A 24,379-nucleotide genomic window follows, 5' to 3' on the forward strand; every position below is an offset into this window, starting at 1 on the left:
TATTCCGTGCGTAAAACTTTCTTTTTTGTTTCTTTTTTGATCAAGCAAAAAAGAAAGTTATTATTTTAAAAAACTTCTCTAAGGATTCTTTTCAATGAAAAATATTTGTCTTTTTGTTTTTATATCATTCTTTATTTCGAATGGAATAAAAGCACAATCACTTTTGGGTAACCAAACAACTTCGTTTACTAAGCAAGATAGTTTGCGCGGAAGTATCACTAAAGAAAGATTCTGGTGGGATTTAAAACAGTATCGTTTAGATATAAAAATCAATCCTTTAGATAGCACAATTACAGGCTCTAATACTATTAAATATCAAGTGTTACGAGAATATAATGTAATACATCTTGATTTGCAAAAACCATTAGAAATCAGTAAAGTTATTCAGGATGGTGTAGCTTTAAAATACAGACGTGAAGGCAATGTTTTTTGGATTGATTTAGTCGCTTCTCAAAAAGAGGGTGCTATAAAAGAACTTACGGTTTTTTATGGAGGTAAACCTAAAGTTGCTGTTAATCCGCCTTGGGATGGTGGAATTAGCTGGAAAAAAGACAGCAACGGAAAACCCTTTATTGCTTCTTCCTGTCAGGGATTAGGAGCTAGTGTTTGGTGGCCAAATAAAGATCACATGTATGATGAAGTGGAGGATATGTATATTAGTGTGAATGTTCCGTCTGATTTAATGGATGTTTCCAATGGTCGTTTGCTGAGTGTTAAAAAGAAAAAAGATGGCACGAAAACTTATAATTGGTATGTTTCTAATCCGATAAATAATTATGGAGTCAATATCAATATTGGAGATTATGTTTCGTTTTCAGAAAAATATAAAGGTGAAAAAGGCATTTTAGATTGCAGTTATTATGTTTTGAGAAATAATTTGGCGAAAGCCAAAAAACAATTTAAGGAAGTCCCTAGAATGTTAAAGGCTTTTGAATACTGGTTTGGTCCTTATCCTTTTTATAAAGATGGTTATAAATTGGTTGAAGTACCTTATTTAGGCATGGAACATCAAAGCTCGGTGACTTATGGCAATGGATTTCAAAATGGTTATTTAGGACATGATTTGAGTAATACAGGTTGGGGACTAAAATTTGATTTCATCATTGTTCATGAGTCAGGACACGAATGGTTTGCGAACAATATTACCTATAAAGATGTTGCAGATATGTGGATTCACGAGAGTTTTACAAACTATTCCGAAAGTCTTTTTCTGGAATATTATTACGGAAAAAAAGCCGGATCTGAATATGTTATAGGAACAAGAAGTGGTATTAAAAATGATATTCCTATCATTGGTACTTACAATGTGAATCAGGAGGGGTCAGTAGATATGTATTCGAAAGGAGGAAATATGCTTCATACTTTGCGCCAAATTTTAAATGATGACAAAAAATGGAGAAGAATTTTAAGAGGCTTAAACAGTACTTTTTACCATCAAACCGTTACCACAAAACAAATTGAAGATTATTTGAGTGAAGAAGTTGGAATGGATTTGAATCCATTTTTTAACCAGTATTTAAGGGACGTTAAAATACCTAAGTTAGAATATTATTTTAAAGACAATCAGTTTTTTTATCATTGGACAAATTGTGTTCCCGAATTTAATATGCCAATTAAAGTTAGTATTGATAATGTTGAAAAATGGTTAAAGCCTGAAACTAATTGGAAAACAGAAGATAATAACAGCCAAAATTCGAAATTAGTAATTGATCCTAATTTTTATGTTGTCGAAATGAATATTACAAAATAAAATAGACTAATTTTATCAGGAAATTCAAAACTGTTAAACCGAATATCCTAAATAACATGAGACCATATAACTTCTTTTTGTGTTTTTTTCTAATGGTATCAGGGATTAATTATAGTCAAAATGCTAAAACTAATCCTGCTGTGACTGAATTGCAAACAAGTACTGATTCTATTGAAGCGGCTCCTAAAATCAATTTAGATTCGATTCAATTTGCACCCTCATCTGAAATGCTGGACGAAGAAAGCTATTGGGGAATTATAGAAAAATCATTGAAAGAAACCAGTAATCAGGAAGATCAGGAAATTTTTCTTACAGCTGAATTAGAAAAACTTTCTCCAAAGGAAATGATTGGTTTTCGCCTGAGAACAGATAAACTTTTGTTTGATTCTTATACTTCTAATTTGTGGTGTGCTAATTATATTATTAGTAACGGAACAGCCGATGAAGGTTTTGATTATTTCAGATGTTGGTTGATTTCAAGAGGTAAAGAAGCTTACTACAAAACACAGGAAACCCCTGATTATTTAGTTAATTTGGTTGGAAACGAACCTCATGCGTATGATTTTGAAGGTTTTTGGTATGTAGCCAATAATGCTTTTAAAAACCTGACCAACAAAGAAGCTGAAGCTTACATTGACTACGAAAATTTTCAAACAACCGACGAACATTATCCAATATTAGAATTCAACTGGAATGTTGATGAACCTAAAACAATGGAAAAAGTTTGTCCTGTTTTGTTTAAAAAATTCTGGAAAAAATAATTTTTTAAATGGAATGATAAAAAATCCAGATTATAGATAATTGGAATTTATGCCGAATTCAGGATTGATTTTTTTATTCTTTTCTCTTCAAAAAACGGCCTCTAGGCTCATCTCCTTTGTGAAGTACAATATCCGAATGCAAAAACTCGGCAGCAGCTGCTGAATCTTTTACTTTTATAGCCGAGCGGGTTAACATTTCTGCTTCAAACTTATTGAGTACACTTTCTCTAATTCCGGATTTTCTCCATTGTGATAATGGACGGCATTCTTTTGTGATGGTACGAGCCAATGAAAGTGCATCCAATAATGCCTGATTAGCTCCCTGGCCTTTAAACGGACTCATGGGGTGAGCTGCATCACCAATTAATGTTACTTGTCCACCTTTTTTCAATAATTCACAATTCAGTAATTCGCGGTCATACACCGGATAACCTGAAATTTTAGCTTCTTGAGTTGCGGCTATAATTTGAGGAATAGGAGCATGCCATTGTGTTCTTCGACAGGCTTCTTCTTTGAGTGCCTGGGAACCTTTAGCACTTAAAGACTTAGCTTCATTTTCCGGCATTGGAAAACTAAGTTGCCACATCACCGAATCGGAAGTATAAGGCATGATATAGATTCGTTCATTACCATTAGCTGTTTGAAATACCGTAGCAGAATCCAATAAAGAATTATCAAAACTTTCAATAGCATGCAAAGGACAAATTCCTAAAATCACTATACAATCCAAATAGCGTAATGGAGTAATTTCTTCACTAATCAACAAGTTGCGTACTGAACTACGAATTCCGTCAGCCCCCACTACAAGATCAGCTTTCGAGTGTTTTATTTCATTATTTACCTGAAAACTGAGATCAATACTTCCGTCTTCGGTTGCTTTGAAATTTATCAATCGATGTCCCCATGTCACAGCACCATTTCCACCGAGTTGTTCCAATAATGCTAAACGTAGCGATTGTCGGGTAATGTGAATATTGGTACGTTTCGGAGTGTTTTTTGTTTCTGATTGTAGCCATTTTCTAACTCCCCATTCACCAATAACTTCTCCTTCAGTGGTATGAACCAAATGTCTGGTGGAAATTACACCCTCATCTAAAGAAAAAATACCCAAACCCTCAATAGCCTTACTTGCTTGTTGCAAAGTGAGTCCGTAACCCTGAGATCGGGCTTCAAAATTAGTATCACGTTCATAAAGCGTAAATGGAATACCACGATGCAAACAGGCCACAGCCAGAGCTACACCACCAATACCGCCACCAATAATAGCAAGTTGTGGATAGTTTTCTTTGTCAGGAATAGGAGGACTGGTAGCGGGAATTAGTCCGGATCCGTTGCAATTAGAGCAGAGAATTAAGTGACTTTTAGGAGGAACAGGAACCGTTCCTTCACCATTGGACTTTTCAAATTGTTCTAACTCCATTTGGTAACGTAGTCGCACTTTCTTACTGAGTCTTTGGCTTTTTTTGCCTTGTCCTTTACAATCCAAACAAATAGTCCAGTTTGTAGCTTCCTTTTTTTCTTTTTCCAATTCCTCTTTGTTTAACCTGAAAATATGTTTTTTCAGTGTTTTTTTGCTGCTTATTAGCTTATGCAAATTTAAGGCAAAAGACTGTTACTAGAAAATTCTATAGTTAATAACGATTATTTTGCTCTTCTTTGTTTTATCTCTTAAACTTCTTGATTAATTCTGATTTAACTTTCTATTAGTATTTGATATTCTTGAAAGCACATTACAATCCTTACCTTTGTATATACAAATAAGAAACTGTTTTCATGACTAGCAATAAACTTTCACAAATAAAAATATCCGTTCTTGATTTAGCCATAGTTAGAGACGGAGGAAACGCAAGCGATACTTTTAAAAACAGTTTGGCATTAGCCCAACAGGCAGAAAAGTGGGGCTATGAACGATTTTGGCTGGCTGAACATCACAATATGAAAGGCATTGCAAGCACCGCTACAGTAGTTTTGATTGGACATATTGCTGCTGGAACTTCCAGGCTAAGAGTGGGTTCTGGAGGAATTATGCTTCCTAATCATGCTCCTTTAATTGTGGCGGAACAATTTGGCACCTTGGCAACTCTTTTTCCTGACCGCATCGATTTAGGTTTAGGACGCGCTCCGGGAACCGATCAATTTACGGCTGCAGCCTTAAAAAGGGACGAACATGCCGCAATGGAATTCCCTGCTAATGTAGAAGAATTGCAGCGTTATTTGTCAGAAGGGAATAAAAACGGAAGAGTAAGGGCTTTCCCGGGAGAAGGATTGAATATCCCAATCTGGATTCTGGGTTCGAGCACCGAAAGTGCTTATTTAGCAGCTTCTTTGGGCTTACCTTATGCCTTTGCGAGTCATTTTGCTCCGGCTCATTTGCATAATGCTTTGGCTATTTACAGAAGAAATTTTATTCCTTCAGAACAATTAGCAGCACCTTATGTAATTGCCTGTGTGAATGTAATTGCTGCCGATACTGATAAGGAAGCCGAGCGATTAGCTACTTCGTTTAAAAAATTATTTTTGGGCATTATAACCGGAAACAGGCAACAGCTAAAAGAACCCGTTGAACCCGATGAAGATTTTATGGATCCGATGGAAGAGGCTGCTTTACAACAAATGATCAAATATACTTTTATTGGTGGACCAGAAAAAGTAAAAACGGAATTGGAACATTTTATCGAAATTACCCAAATTGACGAATTAATGGTAACAACTGCCGTCTATGAACATGAAGCGAGATTGCATTCCTATGAAATTTTAGCACAATTGAATAAAGAGTAATCTTTATGTTTTTTGTTATTTCAATCCCAGTTTGAATTTTAATTTCAAAAAGAGTAAAGCAATTTTATAGGCTTTTTCAGTGGTTGTATCAGCAGGTGTGGGTTGAATTTTGTAAAAATCAGCAAGTTCTTCCAGAGACAATTCTTTGTCATCGGTAATTTCGTTGAGTTTTCGGTGCATAATGTCAATATCTAAGGCTTCATTACGCAATTTTCCACATTCTAGTCTTTCTAAGGTAGCGTTAATCATAGCAACACTTGATTGCACCTGATGACCTACAATAATTGCATTACCCAGATATTCTATAAAACTTTTCAGAGCTTCGGGTTCAGATAATTTAAGCAATCTGCTTTCGATGATGTACTCGTTTGAAAGATGATTATCATGCAAAAAACGGTACTGCAATAATATTGTTTCAAAACTATCTTTGATTAAAACAGCATCATCTTCAACTGCAAAAGCACTTATAAATGTTATCACGTCTTTTTCAGTTGAATTTCCTGTTGCGTCAGTAGATAGAATTACGTATCGCTTGGATTTTTTCGAAAATTTAGCCAAATAATCATTCCAAAATTCAGGATATTCCTTATTTATATGTTTTAACCAGTCTAACATCTGTCTATGAGAATTGAGTGAGTTGGAACTTATCTTTAATTAATTCTTCTAATTCTTTCATTGGAATTAGGGCATTTTTTAATTTTTCTCTATCATTTTTAGATAGTTCCTCTAAGTTAATATATTGTCCTGAATTTTCGTTTTTTAAACCTTCTAAAGTTCTGATTCGGGTTAAAAATAAATAAGCTTCAGCACAATTCAGATAAATTTCTGCATGTTTAGGATCAACAATTGCTAATTGCTTAAAACGGGTATAAGTATTGTTGATTCCTTTAATATCATGACTTAAGGTAAAAAGCCGCGCACTATCAATTAAAGGCATTAATGCACGGGATTTAATATCAAATTTGTCTTTATGAATACCTTCTTCTTCAACAATAAATTTTTTGAAAAAACTCAAAGGCGAATTTTTTCGCAAAGCGTCGTTTCCTAAGAAATCAAAAAATAAAGTATTGTTATAGGCATTTTCGAAAACAATATTATTGATCGCAGTTTCTATTTTTTGTTCTCCAATAACCAATTCATAATCAAAGAAAATACTACTTAAATTGTCCTGATTCTCTCTTGGAGCATTCATCCAATTGTTGTACTGTTTTATCCAGTCAGTCAATGATTTACACCACATCATGTTGCTCCCCATATGACCATGCGGACACAATTGATAACCTATTTTTTCTAAGGTAGCAGTTGTCTTTTTTCCCAGTTTTAAAAAATAATCTTTTACTTCAATATATTTATCTTGGGCAACATCTTCAAAAATTAAAATACTGTCCTGATCGGTTAATAAAAGTTGTTCTTTTCGTCCCTGACTACCAATGCTCAACCAGGCAAATCGAGCAGGAGGGGAGCCTAAATCTAAAATAGACAATTCGACTGCTCGCTTTAAAATAGCAAAATTAATTTCGCTGGCAATATTAGTTATGTGTGTTAAAGGAATGTTTTTTTGAATCGAAGACTGAATTAAATTCGTCAATCGACTGCGAATTTCTTTGAGTTCATTTGAAGACAAAGAACGTTTGACTTCTTTGATTAAAACCCCAGGATTACTGGCTTGAGCTGCAATCAAATCATGTTCAGAAATTACTCCTTTAATCACAGATTTATCGGTTCCGTCAACTGTAACACACAAATGTGTCACATTATTTTTAAGCATTAATAATTGGGCTTCCGCCAAAGAAACATTCTCTAAAACGGTAACCACAGGCGAAGACATGATATTATTTACCGGGATATTAATAGGATAGCGGCCTGTAGCAATTTTTGAAGCCAAATCGGCATGAGTTACAATCCCAATTGGACCATTTTTTTCAAAAATAATTACATTATTCTTTAAAGATTCTGCCATTAATTGGGCTACTTCCTGGGCAGTACTGTCAGCAGTGGCCAGTAGAGGTGTAGTATTATATGCTAAAGTTTGAAAAAATTGTACTTCCGATTGCTTTTCAGTGTAAAACCCGTCTGAAGCAAGATTTCCCTGAGTTGAACGATCTTCGGGTAAGTTACTGGCAAAACTTTCTAATAAAAAATTTAAAACCTCCGAATTATTTGCCAGTAAAGGCTTGAACACAGCGATAGGAATTGCGTAAACCAAACTTTCTTCACGAGCTTTTGCCGTCATTTTGTATTTATTTTTGGCGAAAAAAGGACGTAAACCAAAAATAGTTCCTTCGTGACATTTATTGATAATACTTTCTTCGGCATCAGCAATTACTGAAATATTAACAACCCCCGAAGCCACAACATAAAAACTGTCGTGCAAAGCATCATTAATTTTAAATAAAGTTTGCTTTTTTTCTAAACTAATTACACGAACATTATTAGCAATTTCAGCTAATTCATCTGATCTCAGCTGATTAAAAGGTGCATAATTTTTTAAAAAATCGGCAATTTGTTCCGCGATTATATTCATGTGTTTTTGATAAAATATTGCCGTAAAAATACTAAATAAATGAGTTAAAATATATTTGATTACTGCTTAATGTTGTTGTTTTACAAAAATATTTTGTGTACTATTTATTATAAATTCTATTCTAAGTTATATAGATAGAACAGTACAATCAGATTATTATTATTTAACAATTTTTTTTTCAACAAATGAAAAATTCTATTTTACATAATATAAATTATAGTTCAAAAATAATACATCTAAAATTCATGGTTTTTTGAAGCTTTTAAGTTGATTTTAATGAATATTAATCACTTTATAAAAGTGAAAAATTATTTTAAAAAACATCGAAATAAAAAAAACCGACACAAATCATTGATTCGCATCGGTTTGAATGATTTTTAAAATGGTGATTTATTCAGTTACAAGTATTTTTTTCGTGTTTTTCTCTTTTATTGAAATCTTATAAGTTGCATAACCATAATGTGCTACAACTGCCAAACAAATTAAAGGCAAAATAAATGAAAAATTTACTTCAGGAATAAATCCTAAAATTTGAATATCTGAAAATCCTGAACCTCCCCAATCCAAAATACTTCCCTGCAAAACAGGCATTAAAGCTCCACCAACAATGGCCATTACCAGTCCGGCTGAACCAATTTTAGCTTCATCGCCCATATCTTTTAATGCAATTCCGTAAATAGTTGGAAACATAATCGACATAAAAACAGAAATACTAATCAGCGAAATCAAACCCGGAATTCCCTGAAGTACAATTGCTCCAGCGGAACACAAAACACCTCCAAGACCAAAATACATCAATATTTTGGAAGGATTGGTGTTTTTCATCAATGCAGTTCCAAGCCATCGGCCTGACAAAAATAACAGCATCGCTCCTATATTATAATACGTAGCTGTCAATTCTAACCCTAAGTTCATATTAATGTTGTCAACGTATTGAAAAATAAAAGTCCAGCACATAATTTGTGCGCCTACGTAAAAAGCCTGTGCAATAACACCATGTTTGTAATTTTTATTAGCCAGTAATTTTTTGAAAGAATCACCAATAGACATTTTGTCTTCATGCGCTGTTTTTGGCATTTTTGTCAAACAAATAATTACTAAAATAAGCAACACAAAAAGTCCTAATCCAATATAAGGAATACTGATAATACCTAAATCATTCTCTCTGATACTGGCTAATTCACTTGAGGACAAAGCGTTAAAAGCATCGGTACTGTAATCGTCTGATTTTATTTCTTTAATGACTAAAAACTGAGCCATTACTAATCCTGTTATTGCTCCGATAGGATTAAATGCCTGAGCTAAATTTAAACGCTGTGTGGCCGTCTCTTTGTTTCCCAAAAATAAAATTAAAGGATTAGATGTTGTTTCTAAAAATGCTAAACCACAGGTAATTACCCATAAAGACAGCAAAAAGAAATTATAACTTTGGTAATGTGCTGCAGGATAAAACAAGAAAGCTCCTGCAGCATACAGAATCAATCCAACGATTATTCCTGATTTATAACTGTATTTTCTAATGAATAATGCCGCTGGCAATGCCATAAAGAAATAACCAAAATAAAAGGCAAATTGCACTAATGATGCCTGAGTATTCGAAAGTTCGGGCATTACTTTTTTGAAAGTAGAAACCATAGGCGTAGTCAAATCATTGGCAATTCCCCATAGTGCAAATAGTATGGTGATAATGATAAACTGAAAAACATATTCTTTGCTGACTACGGGTATTTTTTTAGAAAGATTCATAATTATATTGATTTTTTGGTTATTTGATTGCGAACTGTATTTTGCTTAAACGCTTGCATTGGTGATGTTTTTTTTTACTGAAATCGCATAGAAATTCGTCTATTTCCGATTGCAAAATAATCGGATTTGCTCCTTCACTTTGTGCCACAATAGCTCCAATGGCACTGGCAAAATTGATGGCATATTGCGGATCTTCACCATTGAGAAGCATGATAATTAGTGAAGCCAAAAAAGAATCACCTGAACCAACAGTATCCACAACATTTACTTTGTAACCACAGTTGTGATAGAATGTATTGTTGTGAAAAAGTACCGCACCATGAGACCCCAGTGTAACACACACAGTTGGTGTATCGGTAAGTTCGGCAATAAATTGGATATTTTGCTCCAAGGATTTTTTATTCGAATGTAAATCTTCGCAAATTTCATTCAATTCCTCATCATTAAATTTGATAAAATCAGCGGCATATAATAAATCCAATACATTTTTCTTAGTGTAATGCGGCACTCTTAAATTAACATCGAATATTTTATATTTGGCTACTGCCAATAATTCTAATAATGTTTTTTTAGAAATTGAATCTCGGCACGATAAACTTCCGTACACCAAAAAATCAGCCTCTTCAACTATTTTTTTATTTACAGCCGTAGTTTCAATTTTATCCCAGGCCGACGGATACTGAATATCATAAGAAGCATTCCCTTTTTCGTTTAAAATCACATTGACAATTCCTGTTGGATAATTAGGTTTTACCTCAATTCCTCTGGTGTCAATTCCTAGATTATCTAAATAGTGAGTTAATTTTTTACCATTATTATCATCCCCTACTGCGCTTATCATCGCAACCTCTCCTCCTAGCGCCTTCAATCTTGTGGCTACGTTAAGTGGTGCTCCGCCAATTTTTTTATGTTCCAGAAATACATCAAAAAGGATTTCTCCAAAACAAACTGCTTTTAATTCTTTTTTCATTGCTTCTTTTTTTTAGGTTTACTGTAGTAATTGTAATATTTATTCTGTTTTTTGTTACACTAAGCTTGTCTAAGTGCATACTTTCTATTAAAATCAGGCTTCAACATCCCGAAACTTCAGGACAGACCGACAACTGATTAATCATTTTTGTTGTAATATTTATTTACCATTTCCTGCATAAAAGCCAGACTGCCTTTGGCAAGATCTTCCGAATTGTATTTTGACGGTCTCCACAACGAAGTTGGCCCAATCAATTCGGTTATTTCAGATGAAAAATTTTCTAAAACCAACGGCCCCTGATAATTAATTTGAGCGAGAGCTTTAAATAAATCATCCCAACGCACATTGCCTTCACCGGTCATTCCACGATCCGATTCTGTAATGTGCAAATGATTTAAATTATTTCCTGCCCGAATAATTGGATCGTAAAAATTAGATTCTTCAATATTCATGTGAAAAGTATCCAAATGCAAGCCAATGTTAGTTGTACCAATATTTTCAATCATATTTAAAACTTCATCGGCAGCTGTAAATACATAACTTTCATAGCGGTTGATGGGTTCGATTCCCAGATTGATGTTATGTACTTTAGCATAAGCCGCAACTTCGGTAAAAACTTGTTGGATAACTTTTTTTTCATCCTTAGTACAAGGATTTCCGGTGAATGTTCCAATGGCTGAATGTAAAACACCTCCTAAAAAATCACCATTCATTTCGGCTACTTTATCCAATGCTGATTTAATGATGCTTACAGCCTGTTCCGGATAAAAAGGAATATGACAATCAGCAGGCAAATTGAGTGTACAACGTGCCGAAATTTCTACTGTATCTAATTGTTTTTTTACCTGTTTGGAATCGAAATCCAATGAAGTTGGTAAAAGAATTTCCAGCATATCAAAACCACATTCGGCTGTTTTTTGTATCGCATATTGTCCTCCGTCAGCAGTCCAATTGGGTATAAATGATAAAATAGATGTTCCAAAAATTGGCATAACGATTTAATTTTTAATTTAAAAAATAATTTAAGTGATACATTGTAAACAATTATTAATTAGGTAATAATGATTTTTAAAAAAGCCACCATTCTGTTTTAACTCCAATATAAGATCCCCAGCGTTTTTGATTAATTTGTAAAAAAGGAGAATAATTATGGTCTTTTGCGTAGTCATTATATCTTGCTACAGTGGCAACTAATCGAATGTGGGGACGGCTCCAGGGATCACGCTGTCCTAACGGAACAATTGTAGGAGCCAATGAAAATTTCCACATACTGGCTTCGGGATTATCACCGTCTTTTCTAACAGCATAATGCACTTCCTGAATTAGATGAAGCCAATTGGTTACATAATAAAAGTTTCTTAAGCCAATAACAAAATCAGTTTTTCGGTTATAGAGTTGGTTTCCGTTGAAATATTCATCAGTATTTGTACTTGATGACCCTCCTTTGCTTTTGGTAAAAACGCCATAACCGTTAATACTAAACTTGTTTGATAGATTCAGTAAAAAATGTTCTACCATCGTGAACGAATATGCATTAGTGTATTTTCCGTCAGTATCGGGAGCACCATAAGTTGCCCAGGTAAAGGTGTTTCCGTTGTCGCCTCCATTCGCAATTCCGGAACCGTAACGCGCTGAAATTTGGTTAAATGAACCCGGCTTCACTGTTTTAAACGGACTATTGTATTTAATTCCGGCAACCCAGCCATTATCCGAAGGAAAATCTTTAGAAGCTTCGGCTGAACTTTTAGAAACATAATGAAATTCGCCTAAAAGTTTTATTACACTCTTATTTTTAAAATGAATACTATGCTCTCCTATCCAAACCATACGCTGACGGATGACAGGATTAGTTGCTCCGGCAACCGTAATTTCATAATTATATGGAAAAACCCCGGTAGAATCGGTTGAAGTAGGCATCAGCATCGTCAATTCGGTGTTTTTATATTTTACACCAAAACCCTGAGCCGAATGGTCGTCAAAATAAAAATAATCACTAATGTGAATGTCGTCATATCTGCGAAAACGGGATCCTGCCCAGGCCGACCATTTACTTCCCAAAATATTAGTTGCTTCAACATAAGCTTCCGGAAGAATAAAAGTCAGTCCGTTATTAGAGCGACTGCTAACATTGCCTACAAACTGGCCGTTAGCCGAATACATTCCTAATCGCATTTGAAAAGTAACATTTGTGCTGTCGTTTCCAATGATTTTTGGTGTAAAATGAATCGCAGGTAAAATATCTACATAATCTACCTGTTCCATTCGTCCGCCCAGTGACCCCTGTCCGGATAAATTCAGCGGTTTCCATTGATTCCCTTCTCCATTTGGCGAAAGCCCAACTCCTATCCTACCGGTTGTTCCCATCGAAAAATTAGAATTAGTAATTACTACCTGAGCCTTCATGTTTATTGCAAAACAGCAAAATAGCATTAAGCCAACTTGAATTTTTAGTTGGTTATAAAGGCTGGATTTGCAATTTGTCTTCATGGTTTTGAATTAGTTTTAAATGTGTTTTTATTAAACGTCAATTTGACTATTATTTTTCAAATGTATTATTTTAATTTTATATGCAACAAAAAAAATAGAATATTTTTGCATTTAAATTAATATTATAAAGTAATTATTACACATAAACCACTATTTTAAAACAATTATCAAACAGAGAAAACGAAAAAACATTTAACGTTTTAAAAACGTTTAATATTGAATTTTAAAGAAAACTAAAAGAAGGAATATTAAAATTTAATCGTTAAATTTGTGACATAACAAAACCAACTTACCCCAAAAAAACATGAGTTTAATTCAAAACAAGAAAGCCGAAATAATTCCAAATATATCTGTTGACTGTGTCATTTTTGGATTCGACAACACAACAAAATCACTGAATGTATTGTTAATCGAACGTGTTTTGAAAGTAGAAAACTCCGAAAATCCGATTGTTAACGATTATGTCCTGAAAGGATTTCACACCTATGAAAACGAAACCATAGACGATACAGCTAATCGGGTTTTGAAAGAATTGACCGGTTTAGATAATTTATACAAAAAACAATTCAATGTTTTTGGTGATCCCAACCGTTTGAAGAATGAAAAAGATGTGATTTGGGCCGAAAACGAACATTTCAGCGAAAGAACCATCACTATTGCTTATTATATTTTACTGCCAACGAATATAGTTCAATTAGAAAACAAATACAATCCGCAATGGTTTCCGGTAAATCAGCTGCCAGAATTGGGTTTTGACCATAAAAAAATCATTGCCGAAGCTTATGCTGATTTAAAAGAAGATGCCTTATCTAAACCCATTGTTTTTGAATTACTTGCCGATAAGTTTACCATTAAGGATTTGCAGGATGCCTACGAAGCCATTTTAGGGATTGAGATTGACAACCGTAATTTTAGAAGAAAATTAATTACTAAAAAATACATCATTGCACTGGATGAAAAACAAGTGGGCGTTTCTAAAAAACCGTCTCAATTGTATATGTTCAGTAAAGATGTGTATCAAAAAATCTATAAGGAGAGTTATTTGATTAATATTTAAATTTTCTTTTAACCACGGACCTATCTGCCGAGAGGCAGGTTACACGGATTTTCATGGATTATTTATTTCCCACAAACTTGTCATTGCGAGGAACGAAGCAATCTCAATAAGTTATTTTTTTAATAAGCCGTTAAAAACGCTCTGTTTTGTTTTAAAAATAAAGTAGGTACTCGTTGAAAATGAGTACCAGTATGGGGTAAATCTCAACAAGTTATTTTTAATAAGCCGCATTACAAATGCTTTATTCTCTTTTAAAAAGTAAGCTAGTACTCGTTGCAAACGAGTGAAAGTCAATAATCGAATAAAGTAGAAATTGTGTTTTCATCAATTGAATGAGCATAATTTGTACTAGATCTAGGAGTTTTATCCATATAAATAGTAAGCGTGATTCTTGAGTTTTTTAAATCCTCTTTTTTGATATTGGTAATAGTAAATTTTAAATTTGAAAAAGTATAAGAAGCTTCTTTAGATATAAATATTTTATTGATTATTATTTTTTCTCCAGTAGCTATGATTTTAAAAGATTTATCACCTGGAAAATATCTAGATATTGCTATTTGAATTGCATATGCAGAAGAAGTTGTAAATCTACTGTGTATTGGATTAATTCGTATTTCGCCTTTTGTAATTTGAATTTTTAATTTGTCGGGATAGACATCTACAAAGCCATGCCCAGTGGTTGCCAATTGAAAACTGTTAGGTATAAATTCGAATTGGATTCGTTTTGATGGTTTTACGGATGAACAATTAATCATTAGTAAGCAGGATGTAATAATAAACAAGCCTAAAAAAATCTCTTTAATTCTGAATACACTTATTTTTATGATCATTTTTTAATTTAAATATATGATTGCAAACTTATTTAGAATGAGTCCTTTAATAACAAAACGCAAGGTGATTTTATTTTGTCATTTTACTATTCTCTCCAAATATAACAACTTTATCTAAAGTAATCCATTTCTTATTATGAAAAAATAATTCATAAAAAAAACCGATACATTTCCGCATCGGTTTTACTATTGTTAATAAAAGAGATTATTTTACCACGTCTTCTACTTTTACTTTTTTATCAGGTCTGATAATCATTCGCAAGGAGTTGTCTTTAGAGAAATAAGCAATCATCCAGTTGTAGAATGTTTTTATTTTATTTCTATAAGTAATCAACGAAATCAGGTGAATAAACAACCAAATCATCCAGGCAAATGTTCCTTTAAAGTGCATTTTAGGTTTTGGTAAATCAACTACGGCCTTAGCTTTTCCAATGATTGCCATCGATCCTTTATCAACATATTTAAAAGGAACTAATGCTTTTTGTTGCATTTCGTTTTTAATATTCTTAGCCAAATTAATTCCTTGCTGAATGGCTACCTGAGCTACTTGTGGATGACCGTGAGGGAAAGCGGTATCATTAAACTGAATACAGGTATCACCTATAGCATAGATATTTTCTGTACCTTCAATTTTATTAAAAGCATCTGTTTTTAAACGCTTTCCACGCCCGTAACAATCAGCAGGAAGTCCTTTAAATTCGCGTGCGGTTACTCCGGCTGCCCAAATCAGGTTTTTGGTCTGAATGGTTTCTCCATTAGCAAAATGAACTGTATCATCCACATAATCCACCACATTGTTGTTCAATTTTACAATAACTCCTAAGTCGGTAATAGCTTTAAGAGTATCTTCCTGAGATTCCTTACTCATTGGAGTTAACAAAGCAGGTGCACCATCAACCAAATATATATTACTTGCTGTTGTTTCTAATTCAGGGTATTCTTTTAAAAGAATGTTTTTGCGCATTTCGGCAAACATTCCTGAAATCTCCACTCCTGTAGGACCTCCACCGGCAACTACAATGGTCAATAATTTTCGACGTTTACGAATGTCTTTAGTAATAGCCGCTTTTTCTAAGTTTTTAAGCAAAGTGTTACGCATTACAATGGCATCGTTCAGGGTTTTCATTGGAATAGCGTTCTTTTTTACGTTTTCCATCCCAAAATAACTCGTCTCAGCTCCGGTTGCAAAAACTAATTTGTCATAATGTAATTCGCCATTGCTCAAAATTACCTTGTTTTCAGCAGGCACCACTTCTACTAATTCTCCTAAACGAAATTGCAGGTTTTTTTTTCCTGCGAAAAATTTTCTAAACGGATAACTAATACTTGATGGCTCTAAGTAAGCCGTAGCCACCTGATAAATCAATGGTGGGAAAAAATTGTAGTTGTTTTTATCAACCAGAGTTACGTGTACTCCGTCCTGATTTAATAATTCTTTTGCCAGATTCATCCCTGCAAAACCGCCTCCGATTATTACGATTTCCATATTTTACAATTTTAAAAAGAACCTCCTTAGTTAGTCAGTCACCAAAAGAGATTTGGATTGTTTTTATTTTTTTTGTTTTAGTTTTTTTACTGGTTTTTCTGCAACTTGGTTTTTATTTTGTAACAAATGATTGGCTAGTATTTTTTCTATTAGTTCATCTTTGGTTAAATGATGAAAAATGGTTTTTATCTTGTTTTTTAATTCGGAATCTACTTCGTGATTGGGCTTGGTTTTAAAAATTTGTTTCGCCCAAAGCAAAGTATTATTGTCTTCAATACTGGCAACTGAAGGTTTTGCAAATGGTTTGAATTGGATACCTAATTCCTTTTCAAAATCTGCAATTTCTACTTCTTCTTCCGCTTGTAAAACGGTTAAGGACAATCCGTTTGCTCCTGCTCTGGCAGTTCTACCGCTTCTATGAACATAATTTTCGTAAGTATCAGGCAAATGATAATTGACTACATAAGCAATTTCTTTAACGTCGATTCCTCTGGCTGCCAAATCAGTAGCTACTAGTATATTAATGTGTCCTTCGCGAAATTGCTCCATAATTCGGTCGCGAATTCCCTGAGTCAAACTTCCGTGCAAAGCTCCTGACGAAAAACGATTGATAGCTAAGTTTTTAGCCAATTTATTTACGGCTGCTTTTGTTTTGCAAAAAATAATTCCGCGTTGTCCTTCTCTTGAGTTCAAAAAGTGCATTAAAACATCCAGTTTTTCAATAGGATCTACAATAATATATTGGTGATCAATACTTTGATTTCCAGAAGTTTCCATATTGGCACTTATTTGCACCACATTTTTATGTAAATAATTCTGAATCAACTGTTTTATAGTTCCCGGCATAGTAGCCGAAAACAAAAAAGTACGGTGATTTTTAGGCAGTTCGGCAACAATTTCGTCCAGACTTTCTTTTAGAATACTTACCATTTCATCGGCTTCATCAAGAACTAAAAATTGAGTTTCTTTTAGACTGATGGCTTTTCGTTGCAATAAATCAATCAAACGTCCCGGAGTTGCCACCACAATATGCGTTGGATTGCTTAATCGTTCAATTTGAGGTTTTATTGGAATTCCTCCGCAAACAGCAGCAATAGAAACTGCAGGAAGATTTTGAGCAAAAGCTTCTAAGTTTTTAAAAACTTGTTGTCCTAATTCTCTGGTTGGAACTAATATTACGGCTTGTACATTTGGCTTTGAAGAATCAATTAATTGTAAAATTGGTAAACCAAAGGCGGCCGTTTTTCCCGTACCTGTTTTTGCTAATCCAACCAAATCAGTTTGATTTGCTAAAAGCAAAGGAATGGCTTGCTCCTGAATGGCTGTTGGTGCCACAAGCTTCAAGTCATTCAAAGTTTGTAATAAAGCTGTCGAAATTCCTAAATCTGAGAATTGTTTTGACATTGTTTTGTTTTAATTGTTTGTATGAAAAACAGTTTTTTTAGTCTTTGTATTTTAATCCTCATCATCAGGTTCGTTCATGATTTTCTCACGATACTTCTTCCCTATCAACAAAGTTAATTTTTGTTTGTAATCATCTACAAGCCATTCGCGGTAGTTTTTACTACACTGGCTTAGGCATTTTGCATAACGCTTGATACGGCATTCAATATCATCATCTAATTCCTTAGATAATAATTTAGCTTCCTGCAAAGTTTCGGTATTGTAAACACACATAATTGCGTGCTGATCCAGCGATTTATCCAAAACTACCTTAGAACGTAAATTTTGCTTAATAGCCAATTTATGTTCTTCATCCACATCAAATGTCACATCTTCAGTATTGGGAAATTTAGCCCTTAACTCCGGTGGCATGGTGTATTTAAAATACATCTCGATTTCAGCATCGTCACGTAAATTTTCCAAATAAAATTCAGGTGATTTAAAAATGTGCTGCCAGTTTACAGGCTCACTCCAAAGTCCAAAACGCGCCGCATTATTACCTAAATCGATAACGGTAAATTCGTCTTTATGAGGCAATTTTCTCGAACCACGTCCAATCATTTGATAGTATAAAGTCAATGATTTTGTGGCACGGTTTAATATAATAGTTTCTACTGTAGGCTCATCAAAACCGGTTGTCAAAATCCCTACAGAGGTAAGAATAGCGTCTTTAGTATGTTTGAACCAATGTAGAATTTCTTTCCTTTCTTCGTTACTGCTGGTATTGTCCAGATGGCGAATTTCATAACCTGCTTCTCTAAAGGTTTCATATACATACAATGAAGTATTGATACCATTATTGAAAATCAAGGTTTTTTTACCTAAAGATCTTTCGGTATAGGCATGCAATAATTTCTCCTGCATTAAGGTATTGGTATATAAATCATCAGATGATTTTACGGTATAATCTCCGTTAATACCTACTTTAAGCGAAGTCAATCCTACATCATAACTATAAGTAGTAGCTTTTGCCAAAAATCCATTTTCAATCAATGAACTAATAGTATCTCCCACAATTAATTCATTATAACTTTGATTCATCGGCAATTTGATATTAGAACTCAACGGCGTAGCGGTTACTCCTAATATAAAAGCATTAGAAAATGAATTTAATAATTTTCTGAACGAATTATAATGTGCCTCATCAATAATAACCAAACCAATATTATCCAATATCAATTTTTCGTCATTAATACGGTTTTTAAGGGTTTCGACCATGGCAACAAAACAAGAATATTCGTTTTGATCCGGCAGGTCTTTTACTTTAGAATTGATTATTTTATTTTTAACACCAAAACCTTTCAACATCTTAGAAGTTTGCTTGCACAACTCGATTCGGTGTGTCAAAACAACTACTTTTTTATTGTGTTTGGATAGGTAACGGCGAACAATTTCTGAGAATATTACTGTTTTTCCACCACCTGTAGGCAATTGATACAGTAGATGGTGTTTTTCAGGACCATTATCAATGCGCTCAAAAATGGCATCAATATCGCCCTGCTGGTAGGCATAAAGTTCTTTTTTTTCTTCTTTTTCTATTTCTATCGTACTTTCGAACATTGCTTTTTGTTGAATTTTTGCAAAAATACGTCTAAAAAACAGTTATCTTGTTATATTTAATTTAAATTATTAACTCAATATGAAATAATTTGATTTACAAGGGGCTTATTCACTAATTTGCTCCATTATTAGCAAGAAATCGCTTCTATTTTTCCATTTTTGCTCTATAATTTCTTCATAAATACCATTTATTCGGCTTTTAAATTCGCTCAAAATACCATTTACAATTAAAAATTGAACGACCTGCTCAAAAGAATTCTGCATACTTTTATAAAAAGCTTCCTGTTTTATGGGATTTTCAGCCGAAAAAGTCTGAGCAATTTCAATAGTGTATAACATCACATCGGCAGTTACAAAAGGATCGACTCCCAGTGTAATAAAATGTTTGATGATTTTTTGGGCTGTCGAACGGCGCATTTTAGGCTTTCGGCTTTTTCCTTTAGTCGAAACAGGAAAATATTCATGAGAGATTTTCAGTTTGGCTTCCTGAAGTCGTTTTTCTTCTTTTGGATTAAAAACAAAATCATAATATTCTTTTACGGCAGTAAATTTTTCATACAATTCAATCAGTTGCTCCTGAAGCTGTTCTTTATCGAGTTCGCCCAAATATTTCTTTAAATCTCTTTTGCTCATTATGAAAATTTTATGATTGCAAATGTAAATTACTTTGGGTTTTCTTAACTATAAAATCAATGATAATCACTATTTTTGGCACGAAATAATTAAAATAATAATCATGCTTAAAATTTTTAAAATTACTGCACTCGTAGAAGGAATTTCTGCTTTATTGTTGTTTTTCTTTGCTATGCCAATGAAATATATTTTTAACGAACCCATGTATGTAAAACATATTGGTATGGCGCATGGGGTTTTGTTTACTGCTTACATTGTGTTGGCAACCATATTAAAATTCAGTGAAAAATGGGATCTTAAAAAATATGTCATTATTTGTTTGGCTTCAATTCCTCCATTCGGTACTTTTTATGTAGAAAAGAAATATTGCTAGATCAATAAACTGTTGTGAAAATAATTACCGCAGATTCACAGATTATAAATTATAAAATCTGCGAATCTGCGGTTTTATAATTTACAAACGGTCTTTTACAAATTCAATCTCCGTTTTTCCGTGCGCTTTTGGTTTGCCGTCTTCACCCAGATTTACCATTATCGTTTTATCTATAGTAATAATCGTTTCTCGGGTCATCATATTGCGGACTTCACATTCTAAAGTAATTGAAGTTGTCCCAAAACGAACTACATCAATTCCTATTTCGATAATATCTCCTTGTTTTGCTGAACTTTTAAAATTAATTTCAGACATATATTTGGTAACCACCTTGGAATTTTCAAATTGAATAATGGTGTATAAAGCCAATTCTTCATCTATCCAGGCTAATAGTTTTCCTCCAAATAAAGTTCCGTTTGGATTGAGGTCTTCGGGCTTTACCCATTTTCTGGTATGAAATCGCATATTTTTAAATTATTTATGCTAAAATAGAACATCCTTGATAATTTTTTTCCTATTTTTAAGAAAAAAAGATGAACCAGAGAGATCGTTTTTTAAGTGAATTCAGAGGTGAAGCTATCGGGAGTGTTAGCACGCAATCTTCAGCAGATGAAATTTTTCAAAATGAAGTTTTGAGACCCATATTAAAACTTCAAAATGATTTATTCATCGCTTCTTTCCATAATTACATTAGTAAATACAAAAGGGATTTTTATTCGCTCAGTGTCGAAAAAAAATTAGCCATTATTGAAAATGCTATTCAAAAAGACATCAAGTTCAGAAATGCTTTAAAGGGAATGATTATTGCCCTGTTTACCGTCGATGAATATTTATTGTATATCAGGAATTCGTCGAATTTAAACAAACGCATGATGAACATGCTTATTGAACGTCTTAAAAGCCAGGTTCAATTGTTTGACCAAAGTCTGGTTTAGCAAAAAAAACAATCCCAAACCCTACCGTTATGTTAAGAAATTACTCAGCAAAAGTAAGTTTCTTATGCTAAAAAACGGATGATACTCAAGTAAAACAAGCGAGTATTATCTTTTCGTTAAAAATAATGAAACAGCTACTAATTGTAAATTTGGTGTAATAAATTTCATTATAATTGTTGAAATCTTAATGTTTATGAAAGAACGCTATTTGAATTGGTATTCACCCAATCTAAGCAGAGAAATGGAAATGCTTGTTTTCGGACATTCGGGTTATCCCGTGGTGCTGTTTCCAACTTCCATGGGGAGTTTCTATGAAAATAAAGACATGGGATTGATTGAATCCGCAAGATGGTATGTCGAACAGGGATTAATCCAAATTTATTGCCCGGACAGTATTGATAAGGACAGTTTTTACAATAAACAAATTCATCCGGTACACCGCATAGAAAACCACGATTGGTATGATAAAATGATTTGTCATGAAATCGTCGAAAAAGTCCGTCACAATACTCCTTCTGGAAAAGTTGTGGTGGCAGGTTGCAGTTTTGGAGGTTATCATGCGGCTAATTTTGCCTTTAGGCATCCAGGTTATGTGAGTCATTTGTTTAGTATGAGCGGTATTTTTAATATCAAAAGTTACTTAGACGGTTTTCATAACGACACTGTTTTTTATCACAGTCCCGATGATTATTTACATGGACTCAATGATTATGAATTGTGGAATATGGATGTAGTTTTGGGAACTTCCAATTGGGATATTTGTTTTGATGCCAATTTAAAAATGAGTAAACTACTTGCTGATAAACACATGGAACACTGGCTTGATATCCGACAGGAAAAACAACATGACTGGCCGCTATGGAAAGAAATGTTTCCTCATTATTTGTCCCGAATTAAATTCAGTTAGAATCTCATTCTAAACAAGAAAAAATTATACGCTATTAATCGATATTATTAAAATGAAAAAAATTGGAATTTTATTTGGAATGGAAGACACCTTTCCGCAAGCATTTATTGACCGTGTTAATTCAAAAAATGAAAAAGACATTGTGGCCGAAGCCGTTTCTATCGATAAGGTTATCCAAAACAAAGGTGGTGAGTATGCTGTAATTATTGATCGAATTTCGCAGGACGTTCCTTTTTACCGCGCCTTTCTTAAAAATGCTGCCTTAACAGGAACTAATGTGATTAATAATCCTTTTTGGTGGAGTGCTGATGATAAATTTTTCAATAATGCCTTAGCTGACACGCTTGGAGTTCCGTTGCCTAATACGGTAATTCTTCCGTCGGCAGAACATCCTACAGATACGACTTCTAATTCCTTTAGAAACTTGACATTTCCATTGGATTGGGAAGGGATTTTCGACTATGTAAAATTCCCGGCTTATATGAAGCCTTATGCAGGTGGTGGATGGAAAAATGTATATCGACTGGAAAACAAAGAAGAGTTTTGGGAAAAACACAGGGAAACTGGACAGTTGGTGATGTTGTTACAAGAAGAAATTGTTTTTACCGAATATTTCAGAGTGTATTGTCTGGGTGGTAAAGCGGTAAAAATCATGCAATACGAACCTAGAAATCAGCCACATTTGCGTTATGTACTTGACGGGCCACCAGTAGATAAAAAGTTATTGGCTACCATAAAAGATTATACTATTCGTCTTTGTAAAGGTTTGGGATACGATTTTAATACCGTGGAATTTGCTGTCCGTGATGGGATTCCGTATGCTATCGATTTTGGAAATCCTGCTCCCGATGCCGATATCAATTCGGTTGGAGCTGAAAACTTTGAATGGGTTGTTGAAGAAGCCGCTAAAATGGCGATATCAGCAGCAAAAAAACAAAAACCGGGAAAAATTAACCTTACCTGGGGAACATTTATGAAAGATGCTGTTGGATTAAAATAAATAATTGGAATAATTTAAATGAAGAAATTGCCTGTTTTTACACTGGGTATTGAAGAGGAATACCAAATTATAGATCCCGAAACCAGAGATCTACGCTCCCATTTGTCAAAAATTGTTGATGGAGCTAAAATATTATTGAATGAACAGGTAAAAGCCGAAATGCACCAATCGGTTGTGGAAGTTGGAACTAATATTTGTAAAAATGTCAAGGAAGCTGAGTGTGAGATTAAGTTTTTAAGGACAAAAATTGTTGAATTAGCCGATAAACAGGGACTTATTGTGGGTGGAGCAGGAACGCATCCTTTTTCAAAATGGCAGGATCAACCCATAACAGACGATCCCCGTTATCACAACATTATTAACGAATTACAGGATGCAGCTCGTTCTAATCTGATTTTTGGAATGCACTGTCATGTGGGAATTGAAAATCGAGAAATTGGCTTACAATTAATCAATCAGGCCTGTTATTTTTTACCTCATATTTTTGCGTTGTCTACTAATTCCCCTTTTTGGGAATGCAGACAAACGGGTTATAAATCATACCGAACAAAGGTTTTTGATAAGTTTCCAAGAACAGGTTTGCCTGAATATTTTGATTCTTTATCTTCCTATGATAATTTTTTGGAAACCTTGGTTAAAACTAGCTGTATTGATAATCCAAAGAAAATTTGGTGGGATTTGCGTTTACATCCTTTCTATGATACCATAGAATTTCGCATTTGCGATATGAGTTTAACGGTTGAAGAAACCATGTGTATTGTCTCTATAATTCAGGCAGTTGTAGCCAAATTATATCGTATAAATTCACAAAATATGAGTTTCAATATTTACCGATTAGCATTGATAAAAGAAAATAAATTCCGTGCTGCCCGTTATGGGATTGAGGGACAAATGATTGATTTTGGACTTCAAAAAGAAGTTGAAACAAGAATGTTGATTTTGGAATTACTTGATTTTATTGAAGATGTTGTGGATGAATTAGGTAGTAGAGAACACATTAATTTTGCTCACCAAATCCTGAAAAACGGTACCGGAGCCGATAAACAATTGGCCATTTTTGAAGAAACAAAAGACCTTACTAAAGTGGTTGATTTTATAACTTCAGAATTTACTAAAGGCTTATAAAATAATAACTTATC

22 protein-coding genes are annotated in these 24,379 nt (G+C 33.7%); 9 read left to right on the forward strand and 13 right to left on the reverse strand.

Annotation, left to right across the window (positions count from 1 at the left end):
• Positions 1–94 precede the first annotated feature (94 nt).
• Both BIW12_RS14620 and BIW12_RS14625 read left to right on the forward strand, forming a co-directional pair.
• Complete coding sequence (locus tag BIW12_RS14620; protein WP_071185790.1) at positions 95–1,750, forward strand: M1 family metallopeptidase; 1,656 nt, start codon at positions 95–97, stop codon at positions 1,748–1,750.
• A 56-nt stretch (positions 1,751–1,806) separates the two neighbouring features.
• A complete protein-coding gene (locus BIW12_RS14625; RefSeq protein WP_232227102.1) occupies positions 1,807–2,511 on the forward strand; it encodes a DUF4240 domain-containing protein in 705 nt (234 codons plus the stop codon).
• A gap of 73 nt (positions 2,512–2,584) precedes the next feature.
• Here the strand turns inward: BIW12_RS14625 and BIW12_RS14630 are convergent, their stop codons facing one another.
• On the reverse strand, positions 2,585–4,039 hold the full coding sequence (locus tag BIW12_RS14630) for an FAD-dependent oxidoreductase (RefSeq protein WP_071186475.1): 1,455 nt from the start codon (positions 4,037–4,039) through the stop codon (positions 2,585–2,587).
• Between the two features lie 245 nt (positions 4,040–4,284).
• Here BIW12_RS14630 and BIW12_RS14635 point away from each other — a divergent pair, with 245 nt between their 5' ends.
• The gene (locus BIW12_RS14635; RefSeq protein WP_071185791.1) at positions 4,285–5,289 is read left to right on the forward strand and encodes an LLM class flavin-dependent oxidoreductase; all 1,005 of its coding nucleotides are present in this window, start codon (positions 4,285–4,287) and stop codon (positions 5,287–5,289) included.
• Positions 5,290–5,304: 15 nt separating this feature from the next.
• On the opposite strand, the gene BIW12_RS14640 is transcribed toward BIW12_RS14635, so the two are convergent.
• The 6 genes from BIW12_RS14640 to BIW12_RS14665 form a co-directional block, all read right to left on the reverse strand.
• A complete protein-coding gene (locus BIW12_RS14640) occupies positions 5,305–5,904 on the reverse strand; it encodes a DNA polymerase III subunit epsilon (RefSeq protein ID WP_071185792.1) in 600 nt (199 codons plus the stop codon).
• Positions 5,905–5,908: 4 nt separating this feature from the next.
• Positions 5,909–7,813, reverse strand: coding sequence for a DUF294 nucleotidyltransferase-like domain-containing protein (locus BIW12_RS14645; protein ID WP_071185793.1), 1,905 nt, complete (start codon positions 7,811–7,813; stop codon positions 5,909–5,911).
• A gap of 390 nt (positions 7,814–8,203) precedes the next feature.
• On the reverse strand, positions 8,204–9,559 hold the full coding sequence (gene fucP, locus BIW12_RS14650; protein WP_071185794.1) for an L-fucose:H+ symporter permease: 1,356 nt from the start codon (positions 9,557–9,559) through the stop codon (positions 8,204–8,206).
• 19 nt (positions 9,560–9,578) lie between these two features.
• Positions 9,579–10,529, reverse strand: a complete 951-nt coding sequence (locus tag BIW12_RS14655) for a carbohydrate kinase family protein (protein WP_071185795.1) — start codon at positions 10,527–10,529, stop codon at positions 9,579–9,581.
• Positions 10,530–10,666: 137 nt separating this feature from the next.
• Positions 10,667–11,521 (reverse strand): sugar phosphate isomerase/epimerase family protein, encoded by an 855-nt coding sequence (locus BIW12_RS14660; protein WP_071185796.1) that lies wholly within the window; start codon positions 11,519–11,521, stop codon positions 10,667–10,669.
• A 76-nt stretch (positions 11,522–11,597) separates the two neighbouring features.
• Positions 11,598–12,932, reverse strand: a complete 1,335-nt coding sequence (locus tag BIW12_RS14665) for a carbohydrate porin (protein ID WP_232227104.1) — start codon at positions 12,930–12,932, stop codon at positions 11,598–11,600.
• A gap of 388 nt (positions 12,933–13,320) precedes the next feature.
• Here BIW12_RS14665 and BIW12_RS14670 point away from each other — a divergent pair, with 388 nt between their 5' ends.
• Entirely contained in the window at positions 13,321–14,073 is a 753-nt protein-coding gene (locus BIW12_RS14670; protein ID WP_071185798.1) for an NUDIX hydrolase, read from the forward strand.
• Between the two features lie 290 nt (positions 14,074–14,363).
• Here the strand turns inward: BIW12_RS14670 and BIW12_RS14675 are convergent, their stop codons facing one another.
• From BIW12_RS14675 to BIW12_RS14695, 5 genes are all read right to left on the reverse strand, one after another.
• Positions 14,364–14,759, reverse strand: coding sequence for a hypothetical protein (locus BIW12_RS14675; RefSeq protein WP_140485862.1), 396 nt, complete (start codon positions 14,757–14,759; stop codon positions 14,364–14,366).
• A gap of 349 nt (positions 14,760–15,108) precedes the next feature.
• Positions 15,109–16,389, reverse strand: a complete 1,281-nt coding sequence (locus BIW12_RS14680) for an NAD(P)/FAD-dependent oxidoreductase (RefSeq protein ID WP_071185800.1) — start codon at positions 16,387–16,389, stop codon at positions 15,109–15,111.
• Between the two features lie 63 nt (positions 16,390–16,452).
• Positions 16,453–17,793, reverse strand: a complete 1,341-nt coding sequence (locus BIW12_RS14685) for a DEAD/DEAH box helicase (protein WP_071185801.1) — start codon at positions 17,791–17,793, stop codon at positions 16,453–16,455.
• A gap of 51 nt (positions 17,794–17,844) precedes the next feature.
• Positions 17,845–19,392 (reverse strand): DEAD/DEAH box helicase, encoded by a 1,548-nt coding sequence (locus tag BIW12_RS14690; protein WP_071185802.1) that lies wholly within the window; start codon positions 19,390–19,392, stop codon positions 17,845–17,847.
• Between the two features lie 105 nt (positions 19,393–19,497).
• Positions 19,498–20,025 carry a DUF6155 family protein gene (locus BIW12_RS14695; protein ID WP_071185803.1) on the reverse strand — a complete coding sequence of 176 codons (528 nt, stop codon included), beginning with the start codon at positions 20,023–20,025 and terminating at the stop codon, positions 19,498–19,500.
• A gap of 103 nt (positions 20,026–20,128) precedes the next feature.
• On the opposite strand from BIW12_RS14695, the gene BIW12_RS14700 reads away from it, so the two are divergent.
• Positions 20,129–20,398, forward strand: a complete 270-nt coding sequence (locus BIW12_RS14700) for a DUF3817 domain-containing protein (RefSeq protein WP_071185804.1) — start codon at positions 20,129–20,131, stop codon at positions 20,396–20,398.
• Positions 20,399–20,479: 81 nt separating this feature from the next.
• Here the strand turns inward: BIW12_RS14700 and BIW12_RS14705 are convergent, their stop codons facing one another.
• The gene (locus tag BIW12_RS14705; RefSeq protein ID WP_071185805.1) at positions 20,480–20,863 is read right to left on the reverse strand and encodes an acyl-CoA thioesterase; all 384 of its coding nucleotides are present in this window, start codon (positions 20,861–20,863) and stop codon (positions 20,480–20,482) included.
• Between the two features lie 68 nt (positions 20,864–20,931).
• On the opposite strand from BIW12_RS14705, the gene BIW12_RS14710 reads away from it, so the two are divergent.
• The 4 genes from BIW12_RS14710 to BIW12_RS14725 all read left to right on the forward strand — a co-directional run bounded on the left by BIW12_RS14710 (position 20,932) and on the right by BIW12_RS14725 (position 24,365).
• Complete coding sequence (locus BIW12_RS14710; protein WP_071185806.1) at positions 20,932–21,333, forward strand: glyoxalase; 402 nt, start codon at positions 20,932–20,934, stop codon at positions 21,331–21,333.
• A 193-nt stretch (positions 21,334–21,526) separates the two neighbouring features.
• Complete coding sequence (locus BIW12_RS14715) at positions 21,527–22,240, forward strand: alpha/beta fold hydrolase (RefSeq protein WP_071186477.1); 714 nt, start codon at positions 21,527–21,529, stop codon at positions 22,238–22,240.
• A gap of 52 nt (positions 22,241–22,292) precedes the next feature.
• Positions 22,293–23,240 carry an ATP-grasp domain-containing protein gene (locus BIW12_RS14720; RefSeq protein ID WP_071185807.1) on the forward strand — a complete coding sequence of 316 codons (948 nt, stop codon included), beginning with the start codon at positions 22,293–22,295 and terminating at the stop codon, positions 23,238–23,240.
• 18 nt (positions 23,241–23,258) lie between these two features.
• Positions 23,259–24,365: a carboxylate-amine ligase gene (locus tag BIW12_RS14725; RefSeq protein WP_071185808.1), complete on the forward strand. Its 1,107-nt coding sequence runs from the start codon at positions 23,259–23,261 to the stop codon at positions 24,363–24,365.
• Positions 24,366–24,379: the final 14 nt, after the last annotated feature.

The organism is Flavobacterium commune, assembly GCF_001857965.1.
Lineage (GTDB): Bacteria > Bacteroidota > Bacteroidia > Flavobacteriales > Flavobacteriaceae > Flavobacterium > Flavobacterium commune.